Source organism: Thermostichus sp. OS-CIW-32 (assembly GCF_054060415.1).
In genome coordinates, this window is sequence record NZ_JBSSDD010000002.1 from 267,376 (window position 1) to 284,243 (window position 16,868).

The window sequence follows — 16,868 nt, forward strand, 5'->3', positions numbered from 1 at the left end:
GAGGCCCCCTTGCCGTTTTCAATTTTGATTATCAGTAATTATCATTTTCAGAGTAACACGAGTTTCTGGGCCAGAGTTGCCGGACCCAGCAGGCCGAGGTGTGTGGTGATCGGCAAACCAGCCTGAGACCGTTCCTGATGCTTTTGCGCCATCCCGCCCTCAGGCCTGGCTTCTCTCCCACAAAGGGAGAGGGAAGCTAGGATAGGCTACTGCGCCACTTCTGTCCTGCTGCTATCGGAAGCCCTTGCGGGATAGCAGGGATCCCTGGCTAGCGCTGAAACTGAAGAGCCTTTCCCCGCACCGAGGGATCCACCTGGCCGTTTTGAAAGGCAATCTGTCCGCCCACGATCGTGACTAGGGGCCAGCCCACCAATTCCCAGCCCTCGAAGGGACTCCAGCCGCATTTGGTCAGCAGCTCTTCCCGCCGCACCGGTTTGGGTGTGTGGCGATCCACCAGCACCAGGTCGGCGTCGTAGCCCACCTGCAGCCGCCCTTTGTTGGGGATCCGGTAGAGGCGGGCCGGCGCCTCACACATCCACTGCACCACCTGCGCCAGCGTGCAGCGGCCCTGCTGCGCTGCAGTCAGCATCAGGGGCAAGGCCGTCTCTACTCCCGGCATACCCGAGGGGGAGTGGGGGTAGGGCTGAGCCTTTTCTTTCAGAGTATGGGGGGCATGGTCAGTGGCAATGCAATCCAGGATCCCGTCCTGCAGCCCCTGCCACAGTTGCTCCGAATTGGGGGGATCCCGCAGGGGGGGGTTCATCTGGGCCAGGGATCCCAGCCGGGCGTAATCGGCGGTGCTGAGCAGCAGGTGCTGAGGGGTCACTTCTGCCGTCACCCAGGCCGGCTTGTGCTGGCGCAGCAGTTCCACCTCTAGGCCGGTGGAGAGGTGCAAAATGTGCAGCCGATGGCGGTAGCGGGTGGCCAAGTCCAAAGCCCGCCGTGAGGCGATCAGGGCCGATTCCTCGTCCTGAATTTGCGAGTGAACAGCTACGTCTGTGCGTCCGGCAAACAGGGCCTTACGGGCTTTGATGCGAGACAGATCTTCAGCATGGACGGCAATTAAGAAGTTGGGATCCGTTTCCCCGAAAATCCGCTCCAGCGCCGCCTGATCATCCACCAACAGGGGCCCATGCATGGATCCCATGAAGATTTTGATGCCACAGGCTCCCTGCACCGTTTGCAACTCTTCTAAGTTATCGGCAGTGGCCCCGATGAAAAAGCCGTAATTGACCACACACTTGCTGCCTGCACGGGCCAACTTGTCATCCAGCGTCGCTTGGTCAATCGTCAGCGGGTCGGTGTTGGGCATCTCCAAAAAGCTGGTCACCCCGCCCCGGGCACAGGCCCAGGATCCCGTCTGCAGGTCTTCTTTGTGCTCTCGGCCCGGCTCGCGGAAGTGAACTTGCGGATCGATCACCCCCGGCATCAAGGTATGGCCCTCGGCGTCGATGACCTTGGCCACCCCTTCTGGCGAGAGGTTTTGGCCGATTTGGGCAATGCGCCCCTCCCGCACCAGCACATCCCCCCGCCAGGGATCCCCTTCCGGCACCAGCAGCTCAGCATTTCGGATCAGCAAATCGCCAGACAAAGCTCCGCCCTCCCTCAAAGGCGCTCTCAAGATAAAGACTATTGACTTGGCTCCGCCAGCACAGCCGCATCTGGATCCACTGACAGATGGGCGATCAGCCGATCCACCAACCGCGAGAGGGTTGCCTGTTCTTCTGGGCTGAGACAGCCGTAGGTTTGCTCCCGCAACTGCCAAATCAGAGGGGGTAAAACGTCTTTCAGCTCCTCCCCTGCAGGTGTGAGGTAGACCCGCCAAATCCGCCGATCCTCAGGATCTCGCTGCCGCCGGATCAGCTCCCGTTTTTCCATGCCATCCAACACCCCGGTCATGGTGCCCCCCAACTGCTGCAAGCGCTCACAAATAGTGGAAGTAGGGATCCCGTCTTCTTCCCAAAGGCAGCAGAGCACCACCCAATGGGAGATGGTCAGGCCAAAAGGCTCCAAATGAGACTGCAACTTCCGCCGCACCAATTGAGACAACAGCCGAATGCGGTAGCCCAGGGAGTTGGGGGCGAGAATGTCATGCCACCGTTCCAGGAAAGCCTGCTTTTCCGATTGAACCATCTCCCCGGTTTGACTGTTTCCCATCGGCGGCCTGGAATGCTCGGAATCTAAATCGCCCTATTTTATCTTTTACTGAGGAGAAGGAGAGAAGGAGCTTACGGTTTGCCGAGAAGGTTGTGTGATCTGCAGTACGGCCTAGCCCTTGCACAGCCAACAGACGATCTGCGGCCATTACAGTTGCAAAAGATATCCATAAAGATATCCATCAGGCCATACAACATTTTTTGGCTACCCATCAGCTAGAAATTGCAGGAGCCCCGCACTGTACCCGTAGGGTCGGTGTCGGGAGGAATGCTATAACAATACTGCGGACACCAGAAACGGTTGTTTAAGGCACTGGTAACGGTCGATTGGGGGTGCTGTAAACCACCCCAGAGGCTCGTGGTTGGCTTGCTAACTGCAGGGCTACTAAAAGCCCGCTCCGTACCGCCTAGCGGTTGGTGTCGGGTAGTTTACGTCACAGCCGACTGGGATCCCTGACAAGCAAAAGATGGGCTTGCCTTGGCCGGAGTCGATAACGCTGGAAAAGGCTGGCACAGAGATTTGCCAAGGCAGTTCGGATGGCACTAGAGTAGCGTCAAGTCTTTTGCCAGCCCGTTGTCCTTTGCAAGTGTCTTTGTGAGGTCATCATGCCGCTTATCCCACAGGGGTTGCGCCCCCATCGTCGTCTCCTCTGGGCAGGGATCCCGTTAGCTGGTGCTTTGGCCTTGGGGGCCTGCTGGAGCAACCCCACAGGTGCTGAAGTCGAGTCTCCCACATTGACTCAGAATCCCTTCCCCCCCATCCCCACTCCACCGCCGCCGCTGCCTTCCCCAAGTGGGACTCCGGGCCTTCCCCCTTGGTGGCCCCGCGCCCAATCGCCGCAGTGGGAAGATTCTCCTTACGCTTCGGTCTTGTCCGGCTTTTTGCAAGGATTGGCGGCCCAAGGGGGAGCGCTCTCTCAACAGGGGATCCTGCTCTGGACGCCGGAAGGGGAGCTGTTGGCGGAGCATGGGCTGGATCGACCTTTGCCGGTGGGAGCCTTGGATCAGTTGGCCATCAGCTTGATGGCCCTGGAGACTTGGGGTTACGAGCATCGCTTTGAGACCCGCTTCTACACCACAGGCCATCGGTTGGGCCATCGCTTGACGGGAGATTTGATCCTGGTGGGTGGCGGGGATCCCTATTTCACGGAAGCGAATGTGGCAGAGCTGGCCCGCCATTTGCATAGCCTCAACATTCGCCAGATCGACGGGGATGTGAAGGTGTTGCCCCCCTTCCGTTTGCTGGGCCAACCCGATCCTTTGGGCGGCGCTCAGCGTTTGGCAGAACTCCTCAGCAATACTCAACAACCCCATCCGGTTGTCATTCGCGGCTCGGTGTCAGTCCTAACAGCCCTCCCCGCGGACGCCCACTGCCTGGCCAGCTACACCTCGCTACGGCTGGGATCCCTGTTGCAGATCCTCAATGGCAGCAACGACCGAGCCATGGCAGAAGCCCTGTTGGCGGAACTGGGGGGCGAAACAGCCCTGCTGGAGTACCTGCGGCAGCGGTTGGTGGCTCAGCCCATTTCCCGCCTGGATTCCCAAATGGCCCCCGCCGAGCAAGACATTCGCCTGGGGCAAAGAGGGCGAGCGCTGTACCTTTCCCCCCGCGCCCTAGCTCATCTCTGGGAACACCTGGTAGATTTCACAGATGGGGATCCGACTCGGATCTTGCCCAGAGCGGGCACTGGCCACAGCACCCTGCGGGCGCGCACCTTGCCCCCAGGCACGGCTGCTCAGGTGGGATCCGCTGCGGATCGGCTGATGACGATGGGGCAGCTGCCGAATGGCATCCACTTTGTCCTGCTCAACCAAGGCCCCGACCTGGGCATTTTGCGCCAGCAACAGGATCAGTTTCTGCAGGATGTGGTGGCCATTTCTGAGCCTCTCCGCCGCTAATGCTGACCTCAATTCGAACTTAATTTGAGATACAGCTCTCCCCCCACTTTCCCCATAGGAGGCGGAAGCTCAAGACCCCAGAGCCCCACAGGTTAGGAACAGGGTCAATTCATTTAAGAATGAGACGGCCCTGCAGCTAAGAAGGCATGGAGGTAGACCTCAGGAGGAAGCTTAGACCTGAGAGAGAGTCATAGGGTATGTCCAGGAAGGGAGCAGTTGCACGGATGAACAAGGTTAGTCGTGCAACAGTTTATCGCTGGCTGAACCGAGAAGACCTGATGCCGACAAAAGTCAAGACCCGCAAGCGCAAGATAGACTCGGCTGCCCTGCAGCAAGACGGAGACCAGTACCCAGAAGCTCGACTGAAGGATAGAGCCCGGTCTGGCGTCCAACCCGTCCTGCCAGCGGGACGGAGTCCTCGCGCTATTGACTGTGCTCTTGAGAATGAGAAGGTGAAAGTAGCACAAAAAAAAGTTATGGTCATTTCAATTAAACCAGGAGACTGCGCCCACACCTAAAACTTTGAATGCACGGGGCCATAGGGCTTTTCTCAATGGCCCAGGCAATGGCTCAGGCGTCTCACCCTAACCTGAAATGACTACCCGAAATGACCATAAGTACCTGTTTTTCTCCGACAATTGACTTTTGCTGCTGATGCAAACTCTTTGGCAGACCATCGCCCAGCACCTTTCAGAAGCAACAGGGGATCCCTTACGGCCCCTGCAGTATCGTTCTGTGGGCGGAGGCAGCATCAACGCCACCTATCGGTTTTCCTGCGCTTCCCAAAACCCTCTTGCAGAAGGGGTAAAAGACTACTTCGTCAAATTGGCCCGTGGGGGAGAAAGGGCGCTGGAGATGTTTGCAGCGGAAGCTGCGGGCTTGCAAACCCTAGCGGCTGCCCAGGCCATTCGCGTGCCCCAGCCCATCATCTGGGGATCCGTAGGAGAGCAGGCTTACTTGGTGCTGGAATACCTGGAGCTAACCTCGCCCCGTCCGCAGACTGCGGGTTTATTGGGATCCCAGTTGGCCCAGTTGCACCGCACCCTATCCCCCAACGGCAGCTACGGTTGGGAGCGCGACAACACCATCGGCTCCACGCCGCAGATCAACAGTTGGCGGCAGAGCTGGCTGGACTTCTACCGGGATCAACGGCTGCTCTACCAGGTCAGGCTGGCTTGTCAGCGAGGCTACCGGGGTGAGTGGGTGGCTCACGCAGAGCGGGTGATGGCGGAGCTAGAAGCTTTTTTTCAGGATTACAGGCCAGAACCCGCTCTGTTGCATGGAGATCTGTGGGGCGGCAACTACGGGGCCTTGCCCGATGGATCCCCAGTGATTTTCGATCCGGCCACCTACTACGGGGATCGGGAGACAGATCTGGCGATGACAGAATTGTTTGGGGGCTTTCCAGCCGAGTTCTATCGGGCTTATCAGCAGGCCTACCCCTTGGACGAGGGGTATCCCCACCGCAAGCCCCTCTACCAGCTCTACCACTGGCTCAACCATCTCAACCTGTTTGGAGAGGGCTACCTGGCCTCGGTGCAGCGGGCTTTGCGGCAATGTCTGCGCTTCCTTGGATAATAGGTTGCATGTCCATTCCCAAGCTCCCGAGGGGCCGGGAGTGAGGGTTCCAAGCGTGTCTGGATTGGCCAGCTAGGAGGTCTTCTCCGGCGACGACTCCCCTGCCATAACCACAGCCCCCATGTCCCCCAACAGGCGGGACTGGTTGCGCAATACCCCCAGCAAATTAAGCCGGTTGGCCCGTCGCACAGGATCCGGATCCATCACCAAAACGGCTTCAAAAAACTGAGCTACCTGAGGGGCTGCTGCTTGCAGAGCTTCCACCAAGGGGACAAAGTCTCCCTGAAGGGCCGGCTCCACCCCCAGACGATAGATTTTCTGGCAAGCCTCGTACAACTCCCTTTCTGCCGCCTCCTGCAACTGGTCGGGATCCACGGCGGCTGCCGGATCCACCACGGCGTAGTCCAAGTCCCCTTGGGCTGCCAGGCGGGCGCAGCGATTGAGGGTGGGATAGAGATCCGCCAATTCCCCGGTGGCCCGCAGGTGTTGCAGGTACTCCGCCCGCAGCAGGGTCAAGGGCAGGTTGCCCAGGGCCCGCAAGGTGAGTTCGGCCTTCTGGGGATCCTCGGTTTTGACGGACTCTGGATCCCCCACTACGGCCCTGACCAAGTCGTAATCAATCCGCTTTTCCTCCTGCAAAAGGGTCTGTATCCGTTGGGCCAAAAACTCCTGCAAGGCTCGCAAGGTGTGGACATCTCCCAAGGCCTGCGGCCCGCCAGCGCGAACGGCATAGTCCTGCACCACACTCTGCAACAGGGAGTTAAAGTCAAAAGTCCAGCCGGCATCCCAGGCAACCAGCACCAGGCTGTTGGCGGCCCGCCGCAGGGCAAAGCGATCCGAGGAACCGCTGGGGATCCGCCCCAAGCGAAACATGCCCACCAAGGTATCCAGGCGATCCGCCCAGCCCACCACCCGCCCGGTCAAGGAATTGGGCAAAGCGTCCCCCGCCCCCAAAGGCCAGTAGTGCTGCTCGATCCCCTCGGCCACCGCCTCCGGCTCACCGTCGTGGCGGGCATACTCGGCTCCCATGATCCCCTGCAGCTCGGGGAATTCGTACACCATTTGGGTAACCAGATCCGCCTTGCACAGGTAAGCCGTGCGATCCACCAGCGCCTGCTCCTGGGGATCCAAGTTCAGGGCAGCGGCAATGAGGCGGCTGATGTGGCGGATGCGCTCCACCTTGTCCCGCATGGAGCCCAGCCCTTCGGCAAAAGTAACCGCCTGCAGGCGTTCCACCCGCTGCGCCAAGGGGATCCGCCGATCCTCCTCGTAGAAAAAGCGGGCATCCGCCAGGCGCGCCCGCACCACACGGCTGTTGCCTGCCCCGATCCGCTCCGAGTGCCGGGGGTCGCCGTTGGAGATGGTGATGAAATAGGGCAGCAATTTTCTGGGATCCCGGCCATCCCGTACCGGGAAATAGCGTTGGTGGATGATCATCACCGTCTCGATCACCGCCGGCGGCAGGCGCAAAAATTCCGGCTCAAAACGTCCCAAAACCGCCGTCGGCCACTCCACCAACTGCACCACCTCCCGCAGCAAAGGAGCAGGGATCTGGGCTTCCCCATTCACTTGCCTGGCCAGCTTGGTCACCTCAGCCTGAATGTATGCCTCTCGCGCTGTTGGATCGGGGCTGACCCCCGCCTCTTGCATTTGCTGAACGTAGCTCTCGGCCCGCTCCAGGACAACCTGCTGGGATCCCAAAACGCGGTGCCCCCGGCTCACCCGCCCCGCCACCAAGCCCGGCATGGAATTGTCCTCGTGGGTCGGCAGCAGCAAAGGCAGCACCTGATCATCCCAAAGGGAGACCAGCCAGCGGATGGGGCGCGGAAACTTCAGATCCCCGCAGGCCCAGCGCATCAGCCGTTCACCACTCAAGTTGGTAATCCAGGCGGGTGCCAGTTCCTGGAGCACGGCTGCTGTTGGCCGGCCCCGCACCCGCTGCACCGCAAACACAAAGGATCCCTTGCCCACTTGCCGGATTTCCAGGCTGCCGGGATCCACCCCTTGTTTTTGGGCAAATTTTTCCCCGGCAGGGGTGAGCTGGCCATCTTGGTAGGCGACCTGAACCGGCGGCCCTTTCACCTCTAGGGTGCGATCCGGCTGCTGGGTGGGCAACCCCTGCAACAGAACCGCCAGGCGGCGCGGCGTACCGAAAAGCTGCATCTGCTCCGCTTGCAAATGGGCCTCCGCCAAAGAGGCCGGGATCCCGGTTCGCCACTGCTCCAGAGCCGAATCCACAAAACTGGCTGGGAGCTCTTCACAGCCGACTTCTAGCAAATAGGCAACCATACTCCTGTGCTCCGCAGGGCACTATCCCCACTTCCTCAATCAACATAGTCTATGGCTCTGGGCCTCCCTTCTGGCTCACGACTGCTCCGAACCTGGGGTATCCCAGTTTACCAGGGGAGCCGGGGCGTCGTTGAGACAAGAGCTCCAGTCCGCCAGACAACACCCCAATGCCATCCCTGTCAAGTGGGCTCTGCGGCCGCCAGAACCCCATCTCCTTGGCGCAAGGGATGAGCTGAATCCCGCGGCAAATGCGCCACGATGATGGGAAGGCTGGGTCGGTTGCGGGCGATGGTCTCCGGCTCTCGGCCCAGGCGCGACCGGTTGCCGGTTTCACTGGGAATCAACACCAACACATCTCCCGGCTGCAGCGCTTTAAAGACTTCCGCCACCACCCCCCCCTGCACCCGCTGAACCGGCAAGTGGGCATAGCTTTCTGCCGGCAAGGCTGGGGAGCGTTCCCGCCCAGGTCGGGTTTGCACCAGCAGGATCTGCAAACCCGCTTTCAATTCGCCGGCCAGCGTCTGCGCCAGCCCAAGGGTCTGCTGCAGGGATCCGGGAGAGACCTCCAGCTCCGGTGCAACCAAGAGGATGCGGCGCGCCGTCTCGATGGGTACCGGAAACCGCGTGATCAACACTGGGATCCCCACCTGCCGCACCACCGCGTCGATGATGCTGCCGAAAAAGTTCTCTGTATAGGTGGAGTAGCCCTTCCAGCCCAGGATCACCAAGGTCGCCTGCCGTTCCGCCGCCGAGCGAATGATCCCTTTTTCCACCGAGTCATCCACCCGCCGAATCGGCTCCACTCGGGTCACGGCGCTGTGGGCCAGAGCTTCTGCAAAGGTCAACAACTGCTCCTGCCGAGCCAGGGCTGCCGGCGAGATCCCAGCACGGTCAGACAAAACATGCAGCGGCAGCAGCGTTCCCCCGCCCTTTTTGGCCAAAATCAACGCCAACTGCAGCAGGTTGCTTTCGGTATCCGGGTTGGCCACCGGCACCAAGACGCGAGCTCCCCAATCCGGCTTGGGCAATTCGGTGGACTCTGCGGCCACCTCGGTGGGCTGCATTTGCTCTCCCCAGCGGGCCACAATCCAAGGCGAGGCAACACAGGTCACGAGGATCATGGCAATGATGCCGTTCACCGTCAGCTCATCCACCAACTCCACCTGAAAAGCCACCGTGATCGCCGCCAGGGTAGCCGCCGCCTGAGCCATCGACAAACCGAACATGATCATCGTGCTGGCAAAGCGCCAGCCAAACAGTTGGGCCGGGATCCAAGCGGCCAGAAACTTGCTCACCACCTCCGCTGCAATCATCACTCCGCCCACCAGCAGCGTGCGCGGCTCCCCCAAGAGAATACCGGGATTGATCAGCATCCCCACCGAGATCAAGAAGAAAGGCACAAACAGGGTGTTGCCGATAAACTGAATCCGGTTCATCAGGGGGCTGAGAGGCGGGATGATAGGGGTGATGGCCGTCCCGGCCAGAAAGGCTCCCACCACCGGCTCAATGCCGATCAACCCCGCTCCGTAGGCCACCACAAACAAAGTGGCGATCACGAAAGTAAACTCTGCTCCCTCGTCGTGACCAAAGCGTTGAAAGAACCAACTGCCCAGCTTAGGCACCCCCCACAGGGTGGCAAAGGTGTAGAGGGCAATGGAAGGGATCAACGTCAGCCAAAAGCGCAGCGACAGCTCCCCTTGGTGGGCGCGCACCACCACCGCCAGCACCAACAAAGCCAGGACATTCGTGATAAGGGTGGCCCCCAAAGTTGCCGTCACCGTCTGCAGGCGCATCAGGCCCAACTTGGAGACGATCGGCAGGCCGATCAGGGTATGGGAGGCAAAACAAGAGGCCACCAGCACCGCCGCCAGAAAGCCATACCCAATGGCCAACATCGCTACTGTGCCAATGAGCATCGGCAACAGAAAGGTGAGCGCTCCGAAGAGGGTGGCCTTCCCGGCATTGAGCTTCAAATCTTCCAGACTGGTCTCCAGCCCCGCCATGAACATGAGAAACAACAGCCCCACCGTGCCCAGCAGGATGATGGTCTCGTCCCGCCGCAAGATGCCCAAGCCGTAGGGCCCCACCACCAGCCCAGCCAAGATTAACCCGATGATCCCCGGCAGGCGCAGCCGCTCAAATAGCAAGGGAGCCACCAGCATGATGGTCAGGATGATCAAAAACACCAGCACCGGATTCTCAACAGGGCCAATCATGGCTAGAGGGATCCCCGAAATTTGCAGCCAGTTAGCCAGCATAAATCACCCGACAGACAGCTAATGAACAGACCCGGCAAAGCGCCCGCATGAGTCTATCAGATCCCTCCAGATCCAAGTAGCTCTCGATGCCCCACAGACTTTGTCCGGCCTTCAATTACTGGCAGGGCGTTTAATAAGTACTTAAAAGCACATCAAATACATTGGGAATGAAGACTGCTGGGCAGGGATGGCCGGAGAAAGGCAAGAGAAACTCCCGAGAAACACGCATTAAAATCAGAGGGTACATGCTCCTAGGCTGCCTATGCACCAGCTTGCTCCTGGAAAAGTAATCGGCCAGCGCTATCAACTGGTTCACAGCATTGCAGCGGGCGGCATGGGGCAGGTGTTCAAGGCAGTCGATACGCGCCTGTTCAACCGTCCGGTAGCGGTCAAGCTGTTGCACCAAAACTTGGCAAGCGATGACAACACCCGACGCCAGTTGCACAAACGTTTTCAGCAGGAAATTCGCATCAGCACGTTGTTGGGGGAGCACCCTGCCATTGTTAAGGTGCTGGATTACGGTCTAGAGAACGACCAACCTTACCTGGTGATGGAATACCTAACGGGGCGCAGTTTGGGGGAGCTAATGCTCAAGCAGCCGGTGCTGCCGCCTCAACAGGTGGTGAGGATGGCCCGCCAAGTGTGTGCCGGTCTCTATTACGCCCACAACCTGGAGACTGAGCAGGATGGCCATCTCATCAAGGGGGTGATCCATCGCGACATCAAACCCAGCAACCTCTTCGTCCTGAAAGATGAAACCCTGGGGGAAACCGTCAAAATCTTGGATTTCGGCATTGCTAAGCTGCTCAGCGAGGTTTCCCTTGCCCTTGGCACCCAGACCACCGGCTTTTTGGGTACGGTGCGCTACGCCTCTCCCGAACAGGTGCGCGGGGAAGCCTTGGATGCCCACTCGGATATCTACTCGTTTGGCGTGGTGCTCTACCGCATGTTGACCGGGCAACACCCCCTCCAGCCGAAGAGCGATTCTTTCCCCGGCTGGTACGAGGCCCACAATTACCAACAGCCTCAGCCCTTCGATCGCTCGAATTTGCCCTATGAGATTCCGCTGGAGCTGGAACAGGTGGTGCTCTCCTGTCTGGCCAAAGATCCCGACCGGCGGCCCCAAGATATGAAGGTTCTCAGCGCCCAATTGGAGGGATCCCTGCACTCCCAGAGCGCTGCCAGCTCTTCCCTCGCGCCCCCCCCAACCGCACCCATCTTCTCCGAGCGCACCCTGGCGGCGGTGGATGCAGGGCAGTCGGGCACACACCTGCTCAGTACCCAGGCAGAGCCCGAGGCCAAGCCGTTTCCCCTCTGGGCTGGGATAGCCCTTTTTGTTGTTATTGCGGGGAGCACCTTCTGGGGCCTGCGTCTGCTGTTGGATCCGGGCCCAGGCAGCGAAAGACCGCCTGCTGCCCCCGAACGCCCCCTTCCAGTCGGCGGTGCAGAGCACCCTGAGCGGGATCCCTCAGCCACTCCTGAACCTCTGCTGGACTGGCTGCTACGGGATCCGGAGGGCAAACCGGTGTTTGAGGATGATCCCGCCCCAGATCTGGGAATCGGTGAGTCCGCAAGCGAGCCCACACCCAGGCCAGCGGCAACTCCAGAGGCAGTGTCCTCTACCCCTCAGCCCCCTGCTCCAACTCAGCAGGTGTCACCTCCTCCTCCAGCCCCTGCTGTGCCTCCACCCCGACCGGTTGCAGTGCCCACACCCCCTCCCCCTGCTCCACCTTCTCCAGCCCCTGTCCCAGCCAAACCTCTCCCGCCGCAGCCCATCAATCAACCTTTGTTTCCCCAAGTGAACCGGGTTGCTCCAACTTCTGCTCCCCTTGCAGCCCCTCCAACCCAACCTCCCACCCCTGGCTTTCTGGAGCGGTTGCGCGAGGAGCGAGAACGCTTGGGGAAAGACTAGGCGCAAAAAAGGGATCCACAAGGATCCCTCCGCAAAAAGCTACGCGAGGCTAGTCCTCGATGGGATCCCCCGTCAAGGGATCCCAGAACAGGTGGAGTCAGGCGGCAGCCAGCCGGGCATTGGCGGCATCCCAGTTCACCAGGTGCTCCAGGTAGGCGCTGATGAAGTCAGGCCGCCGGTTTTGGTAATCCAGGTAGTAGGCGTGCTCCCACACATCCAAGGTGAGCAGGGGCGTTTGACCGTGAACCAGCGGATTTTCGGCATTGGGGGTTTTGGTGACCTTCAGGGTGCCGTTGTCCAGCACCAGCCAGGCCCAACCGCTGCCAAATTGGGTGGCGGCTGCCGTCTTGAAGGCTTCTGCAAACTTGTCATAGCCGCCAAAGTCGGCGTTGATCTTGTCGGCAATAGGCCCGGTAGGCGCACCTCCCCCGCCTGGCTTCATGGATTCCCAGAAAAAGGTGTGGTTCCAAACTTGGGCAGCATTGTTGAAGATACCCGCTTTGTTGGGATCCCCAAAGGTGGCCTTGATGATTTCTTCCAGAGACTTGTTGGCCAGATCGGTGCCCTCGATGAGCTTGTTCAGGTTGGCTACGTAGGCCGCGTGGTGCTTGCCGTGGTGGAAGGAAAACGTTTCTGCCGACATGTAGGGCTTCAGCGCGTCGGCAGGATAGGGCAGAGCCGGGAGTTCAAAAGCCATAATCGTCTGTCCTCTGTGTCTTGTGCAAGGAATGCAAGAAAGAACGCGGTGAAGGGTCAGGATAACCAGAAAAAGGCGTTACCTTTCTTTGCAGTTTTAGTGTAACTCAGAATCAGTACGCGCTGGGATCCCTTGGACACCTCGATTCCGGTTGGAACCCTGCTCGACCCCAGAGAGGTGGAACCGCGGCTGTCTCAGCCCAATGGCCGACAACCACTCGTTGGCCAGCGGTCGGAAAAGCGAGATCGTCCCGGCTGGAAAGCGCTAACGGGATCCCTCCCGCAACAGCTCGATCAGCAGGGGAGCGACATCCCTGAGCAGGGGGATCAAAACAGCCGTGATGGCGGCGATGGTCACTACATTGCGGGTGAAGTTGAGGGTATCGCGGCTGAGCTGGAAAAACCGCTCGTCCCAGCGTTTGACCTCGGCCTCCAGACGTTCTTCGGCGCCAGCAATGCGTTCCTCGGCTTTGGCAATGCGTTCCTCGGCTCTGGCAATGCGTTCCTCGGCTCTGGCAATGCGCTCCTCGGTGCCGGCAATGGTTTGCATCAGCTCTTGGTTTTGCCGGGCCAGTTGGGCGATGGCCTGAGCGTTGGCCTCGACAGTGCGCTCGATGCGCGCCAGCCGCTCCTCGCTGTAGCTCATGGTCGGGGAGGGGGAAATTGATGCGGGCTGGGGAAGTCCTGAGGTGGGATCCCTTGCAGAGCCTCAGTCATAAAGCGCTTCCAGGTGGGGGCAACAAAGGCCCCGCCGGCGGTGCCGGGCAGCATGGGGGAGTTGTTGTCGTTGCCAATCCAAATGGCGGTAGACAGTTGCGGCACATAGCCGATGAACCAAGCGTCGCGGAAATCAGAGGTGGTGCCGGTTTTGCCGGCTACAGGTCGCCCATCGTCCAGACGAGCTGCCCTCCCGGTGCCTTGGGTCACCACCCCTTTGAGGATTTGGTTGAGCGTAGCCACCGCCCAGGGATCCAAAACCCGCTGCGGCTGAGGCCTGGCCTCGAAGAGGATTTGGCCGTTGCGATCCACCACCTGGGCCAAGAGGGTCGGCTCCACCCGATATCCGCCATTGGCAAAGACCGCATAGCTGGCCGCCATCTCCAGGGGGCTGACGCTGGCCGAGCCCAGAGCTGTAGCCAAGTTGGGAAACATCTCGGCACTGATGCCGGTGGCCTGAGCCGCTGCAATGACGTTGCGGATCCCAACATCATCGGCCAACTTGACCGTGGGCACGTTGCGGGAGAGCTCCAAAGCCCGAGCAAAGGTGAGGGAGCCATAGAAGGTGTTGTCGTAGTTTTTCGGGCTGTAGGGTGGCGAGCCGGGATAGGTGACGGGGGTATCTTCCAAGATGCTGCCGGGTGAATAGCGCCCGCTGGCCAGAGCCGCGTAGTACACATAGGGCTTAAAGGTGGATCCCGTTTGGCGAAACGCCTGGGTGGCGCGGTTAAATTGGCCCCGCTGAGCGTTGATCCCGCCCACAATGGCCTTCACATAGCCGGTACGGGGATCCACTGCCGCCAAAGCCATTTGATCGGCACGACGAGCTGCCCCAATGCGGGGGCCATCTTCATTGACAATGCGCTGGGCAAGGCGCTGCAGACGCAGATCGATGGTGGACTGAACCCGCAGACCTCCTTGCATTAGAGCTTGTTCCCCATAGCGGCGCCGCAGCTCCGCCTCAATGGCGTCGGTAACTGCTGGGGCGTTACTTTGAAAGGAGGTAATGCGGCCTAAGGTCAGCTTTTGCTCCCGCGCCGCCTGGGCTTCCTCGGGGGTAATCCACTTCAGCTCCACCAGACGATCCAGCACCAGGTGTTGCCGCCGTTTGGCTCCCTCCAGGTTGCGAAAGGGGCTGAGGGTTTCCGGGGCCGGCAGGATCCCAGCCAACATCGCCGCTTCAGCCAAGTTCAGTTCAGACGCATCCTTGTTGAAGTAGCTGCGGGCTGCCGCCTGGATGCCGTAGAGATTGTGCCCCCAGTACACCTGGTTGAGGTACATCTCCAGGATCTCGTCTTTGCTGAAGACCTGTTCTAGGCGCACCGCCAACACGATCTCGGCGACTTTACGGCTGAGGGTACGCTCCGGCCTCAAAAACAGGTTCTTGACCAACTGCATTGTCAGGGTGGATCCCCCCCCCGCCGAGCCTATACCCCCCTCCACACTGCCTAGGATCGCCCGGCCCAAGCTGACCGGATTAATGCCTGGATGGGTGTAAAAGTGGCTGTCTTCAATGGCCAGCAAGGCCTTTTTCATCTCCGGCGAGACCTGTTCAAGGGAGATCACTTCCCGGTTGGCCTCCCCGTGTAGGCTGGCAATGGGCTCGCCCCGAATATCGACAATGTGGGTGGTGGCAATGGGCACGTAATCCCGCAATTGATGCACGTCCGGCAAGTTGCGGAAGCTAATGGCCAGCCCCACCAATCCGGCAGCCGTTGCCGTGGATCCCAAGAGCAGAGATCCCAGCAACAGATTGCCCACCACACCGGCAACCTGGGCAATCCGGGAGGGGCGGGCGGGTGGGGCATAGTCGGCGTGCTCGTCAAACCCCGATCCGGAAAAAAGGGAATTGGAGACACGCTCCAACCCCGGCTTTCTCTCCCGGCGGGCCAATGGTCTGCGACCGTAGGTCACGTCAAAAACCCTGTCACGTCCGTGTTGCAAAGCAACAACAAGCCAGACCCATTATAGGGCGGCGTCTATTGGGGCAGCAGGATGGCCAACCCTGCCCATCGACAACTCCAACCGGGCTAGGGGGAGAAGATCTTGAGTTGAGAATCGAGCATCTTTTGCGTGGGCTTAAAATTGCTCATGGGTTCAGCCGGAGGATCAGGCTTTGAGTATATCGTCAGCCTCAGTTTCGCCAGCGTACCGGGATCCGTTGATAGCCCAAATTGTTGAGCGGGGGGTGGCCGAGATCTTTCCGGGAGGGCCTGCTGCCCTGGCGGAGTGCCTGGCCACAACAAATCGTCCCTTGCGGGTGAAGCTGGGCATCGATCCCACCCGACCGGATCTACACCTGGGCCATTCAGTGGTGTTGCGCAAGCTGCGGCAGTTTCAGGATGCGGGCCATGTGGCTATTTTGCTCATCGGGGACTTCACGGCGCTGGTCGGGGATCCCACCGGCCAATCGGAGGCCCGTCCCCGCCTCACCCCAGCAGAAGTGGAGGAAAACGCCCGCACCTACTTGGAGCAGGCCGGCAAGATCTTGGATTTTGAGACCCCTGGCCGGCTGGAGGTGCGCCGCAACAGCGAGTGGCTGGCCCGCCTGACTCTCAGTGAGCTGATCGAACTCCAGGCCCAGATGACGGTGGGGCAGATGCTGGCCAAAGAAGACTTTGCCCAGCGCTACCAAGCCGGGACGCCGGTATACTTGCACGAATTTCTCTATCCCCTCCTGCAGGGCTACGACTCGGTGGCTCTGGCAGCCGACGTAGAACTGGGGGGAACCGACCAGCGCTTTAACCTGCTCACCGGTCGGGATCTGCAAATTTGGAAGGGCCAAGCGCCGCAGTTCTGCGTGACGGTGCCGCTTTTGGAGGGGTTGGACGGGTACCAGAAAATGTCCAAGTCCAAAAACAACTACGTGGGGCTGACTGAGGATCCCCTCACCATGTACTCCAAGCTGGAGAAGGTGCCGGATCACCTGGTGGAGCGCTACTTTGAGTTGCTCACCTCAGTGCCCCTTGCCGAGCTGCCGCAGGATCCCCGCCAGCGGCAGATCCTCCTAGCCAAGACCCTTGTGGCCCAGTTTCACTCCCCCGCAGCGGCAGAAGAGGCCCAGCGCACCGCTCAAGCGTTGGTGCTAGACGGTATTCTTGCCGAAACGGGATCCATCCCCACCTTTGCCATCGATGGGTTGTCTTACCCTGTTAAACTCAGCTACATCCTGCGTGAGTGTGGCCTGTGCAAGAGTGCCGCCGAGGCCCGTCGGCAGATTCAAGGGGGCGCCGTGCGGCTGGATGGGCAAAAGGTGGAGGATCCCGACCTGGAGTTTGCCCATGCCTCGGAGCTGGCCGGGCGGATTTTGCAGGTGGGCAAAAAGGCCTTTCGTCGGCTAGTGAAAGGCGCAGATTAGTCTTC

At 60.1% G+C, this 16,868-nt stretch carries 12 protein-coding genes; 5 read left to right on the plus strand and 7 right to left on the minus strand.

Features of this window, described 5'->3' with window-relative positions; genetic code table 11:
• Positions 1-268 precede the first annotated feature (268 nt).
• Together ACVWY8_RS03835 and ACVWY8_RS03840 are read right to left on the minus strand one after the other, a co-directional pair.
• Positions 269-1,591 carry a dihydroorotase gene (locus tag ACVWY8_RS03835; protein ID WP_457393000.1) on the minus strand — a complete coding sequence of 441 codons (1,323 nt, stop codon included), beginning with the start codon at positions 1,589-1,591 and terminating at the stop codon, positions 269-271.
• 38 nt (positions 1,592-1,629) lie between these two features.
• Complete coding sequence (locus ACVWY8_RS03840; protein ID WP_414422360.1) at positions 1,630-2,133, minus strand: MarR family winged helix-turn-helix transcriptional regulator; 504 nt, start codon at positions 2,131-2,133, stop codon at positions 1,630-1,632.
• Between the two features lie 629 nt (positions 2,134-2,762).
• Between ACVWY8_RS03840 and ACVWY8_RS03845 the strand changes: the two genes are divergently transcribed.
• The 3 genes from ACVWY8_RS03845 to ACVWY8_RS03855 all read left to right on the plus strand — a co-directional run bounded on the left by ACVWY8_RS03845 (position 2,763) and on the right by ACVWY8_RS03855 (position 5,633).
• A complete protein-coding gene (locus ACVWY8_RS03845) occupies positions 2,763-4,055 on the plus strand; it encodes a D-alanyl-D-alanine carboxypeptidase (RefSeq protein WP_071818173.1) in 1,293 nt (430 codons plus the stop codon).
• 224 nt (positions 4,056-4,279) lie between these two features.
• The gene (locus ACVWY8_RS03850; protein WP_457396827.1) at positions 4,280-4,573 is read left to right on the plus strand and encodes an IS630 transposase-related protein; all 294 of its coding nucleotides are present in this window, start codon (positions 4,280-4,282) and stop codon (positions 4,571-4,573) included.
• A 136-nt stretch (positions 4,574-4,709) separates the two neighbouring features.
• Entirely contained in the window at positions 4,710-5,633 is a 924-nt protein-coding gene (locus ACVWY8_RS03855) for a fructosamine kinase family protein (protein WP_457392996.1), read from the plus strand.
• 72 nt (positions 5,634-5,705) lie between these two features.
• Here the strand turns inward: ACVWY8_RS03855 and glyS are convergent, their stop codons facing one another.
• Positions 5,706-7,922, minus strand: a complete 2,217-nt coding sequence (gene glyS, locus ACVWY8_RS03860) for a glycine--tRNA ligase subunit beta (RefSeq protein WP_457392992.1) — start codon at positions 7,920-7,922, stop codon at positions 5,706-5,708.
• A 179-nt stretch (positions 7,923-8,101) separates the two neighbouring features.
• Positions 8,102-10,180 carry a cation:proton antiporter domain-containing protein gene (locus ACVWY8_RS03865; protein WP_457392990.1) on the minus strand — a complete coding sequence of 693 codons (2,079 nt, stop codon included), beginning with the start codon at positions 10,178-10,180 and terminating at the stop codon, positions 8,102-8,104.
• 262 nt (positions 10,181-10,442) lie between these two features.
• Here ACVWY8_RS03865 and ACVWY8_RS03870 point away from each other — a divergent pair, with 262 nt between their 5' ends.
• Entirely contained in the window at positions 10,443-12,092 is a 1,650-nt protein-coding gene (locus ACVWY8_RS03870) for a serine/threonine protein kinase (RefSeq protein WP_457392988.1), read from the plus strand.
• A 97-nt stretch (positions 12,093-12,189) separates the two neighbouring features.
• Here the strand turns inward: ACVWY8_RS03870 and ACVWY8_RS03875 are convergent, their stop codons facing one another.
• The 3 genes from ACVWY8_RS03875 to ACVWY8_RS03885 form a co-directional block, all read right to left on the minus strand.
• Complete coding sequence (locus ACVWY8_RS03875) at positions 12,190-12,789, minus strand: superoxide dismutase (protein WP_457392986.1); 600 nt, start codon at positions 12,787-12,789, stop codon at positions 12,190-12,192.
• Positions 12,790-13,053: 264 nt separating this feature from the next.
• Complete coding sequence (locus ACVWY8_RS03880) at positions 13,054-13,434, minus strand: hypothetical protein (protein WP_414402426.1); 381 nt, start codon at positions 13,432-13,434, stop codon at positions 13,054-13,056.
• The gene (locus ACVWY8_RS03885; RefSeq protein ID WP_457392983.1) at positions 13,431-15,419 is read right to left on the minus strand and encodes a transglycosylase domain-containing protein; all 1,989 of its coding nucleotides are present in this window, start codon (positions 15,417-15,419) and stop codon (positions 13,431-13,433) included. The genes ACVWY8_RS03880 and ACVWY8_RS03885 overlap by 4 nt, the downstream gene beginning before the upstream one ends.
• Before the next feature lie 202 nt (positions 15,420-15,621).
• Here ACVWY8_RS03885 and tyrS point away from each other — a divergent pair, with 202 nt between their 5' ends.
• Entirely contained in the window at positions 15,622-16,863 is a 1,242-nt protein-coding gene (gene tyrS / locus ACVWY8_RS03890; protein ID WP_457392980.1) for a tyrosine--tRNA ligase, read from the plus strand.
• Positions 16,864-16,868: the final 5 nt, after the last annotated feature.

Excerpts from the sequence above, each read along its gene's own strand:
- ACVWY8_RS03840 (WP_414422360.1), bottom strand. The coding sequence starts at position 2,133 with ATGGTTCAATCGGAAAAGCAGGCTTTCCTGGAACGGTGGCATGACATT.
- ACVWY8_RS03845 (WP_071818173.1), top strand. The coding sequence starts at position 2,763 with ATGCCGCTTATCCCACAGGGGTTGCGCCCCCATCGTCGTCTCCTCTGG.
- ACVWY8_RS03850 (WP_457396827.1), top strand. The coding sequence starts at position 4,280 with ATGAACAAGGTTAGTCGTGCAACAGTTTATCGCTGGCTGAACCGAGAA.
- ACVWY8_RS03855 (WP_457392996.1), top strand. The coding sequence starts at position 4,710 with ATGCAAACTCTTTGGCAGACCATCGCCCAGCACCTTTCAGAAGCAACA.
- glyS (WP_457392992.1), bottom strand. The coding sequence starts at position 7,922 with ATGGTTGCCTATTTGCTAGAAGTCGGCTGTGAAGAGCTCCCAGCCAGT.
- ACVWY8_RS03865 (WP_457392990.1), bottom strand. The coding sequence starts at position 10,180 with ATGCTGGCTAACTGGCTGCAAATTTCGGGGATCCCTCTAGCCATGATT.
- ACVWY8_RS03870 (WP_457392988.1), top strand. The coding sequence starts at position 10,443 with ATGCACCAGCTTGCTCCTGGAAAAGTAATCGGCCAGCGCTATCAACTG.
- ACVWY8_RS03875 (WP_457392986.1), bottom strand. The coding sequence starts at position 12,789 with ATGGCTTTTGAACTCCCGGCTCTGCCCTATCCTGCCGACGCGCTGAAG.
- ACVWY8_RS03880 (WP_414402426.1), bottom strand. The coding sequence starts at position 13,434 with ATGAGCTACAGCGAGGAGCGGCTGGCGCGCATCGAGCGCACTGTCGAG.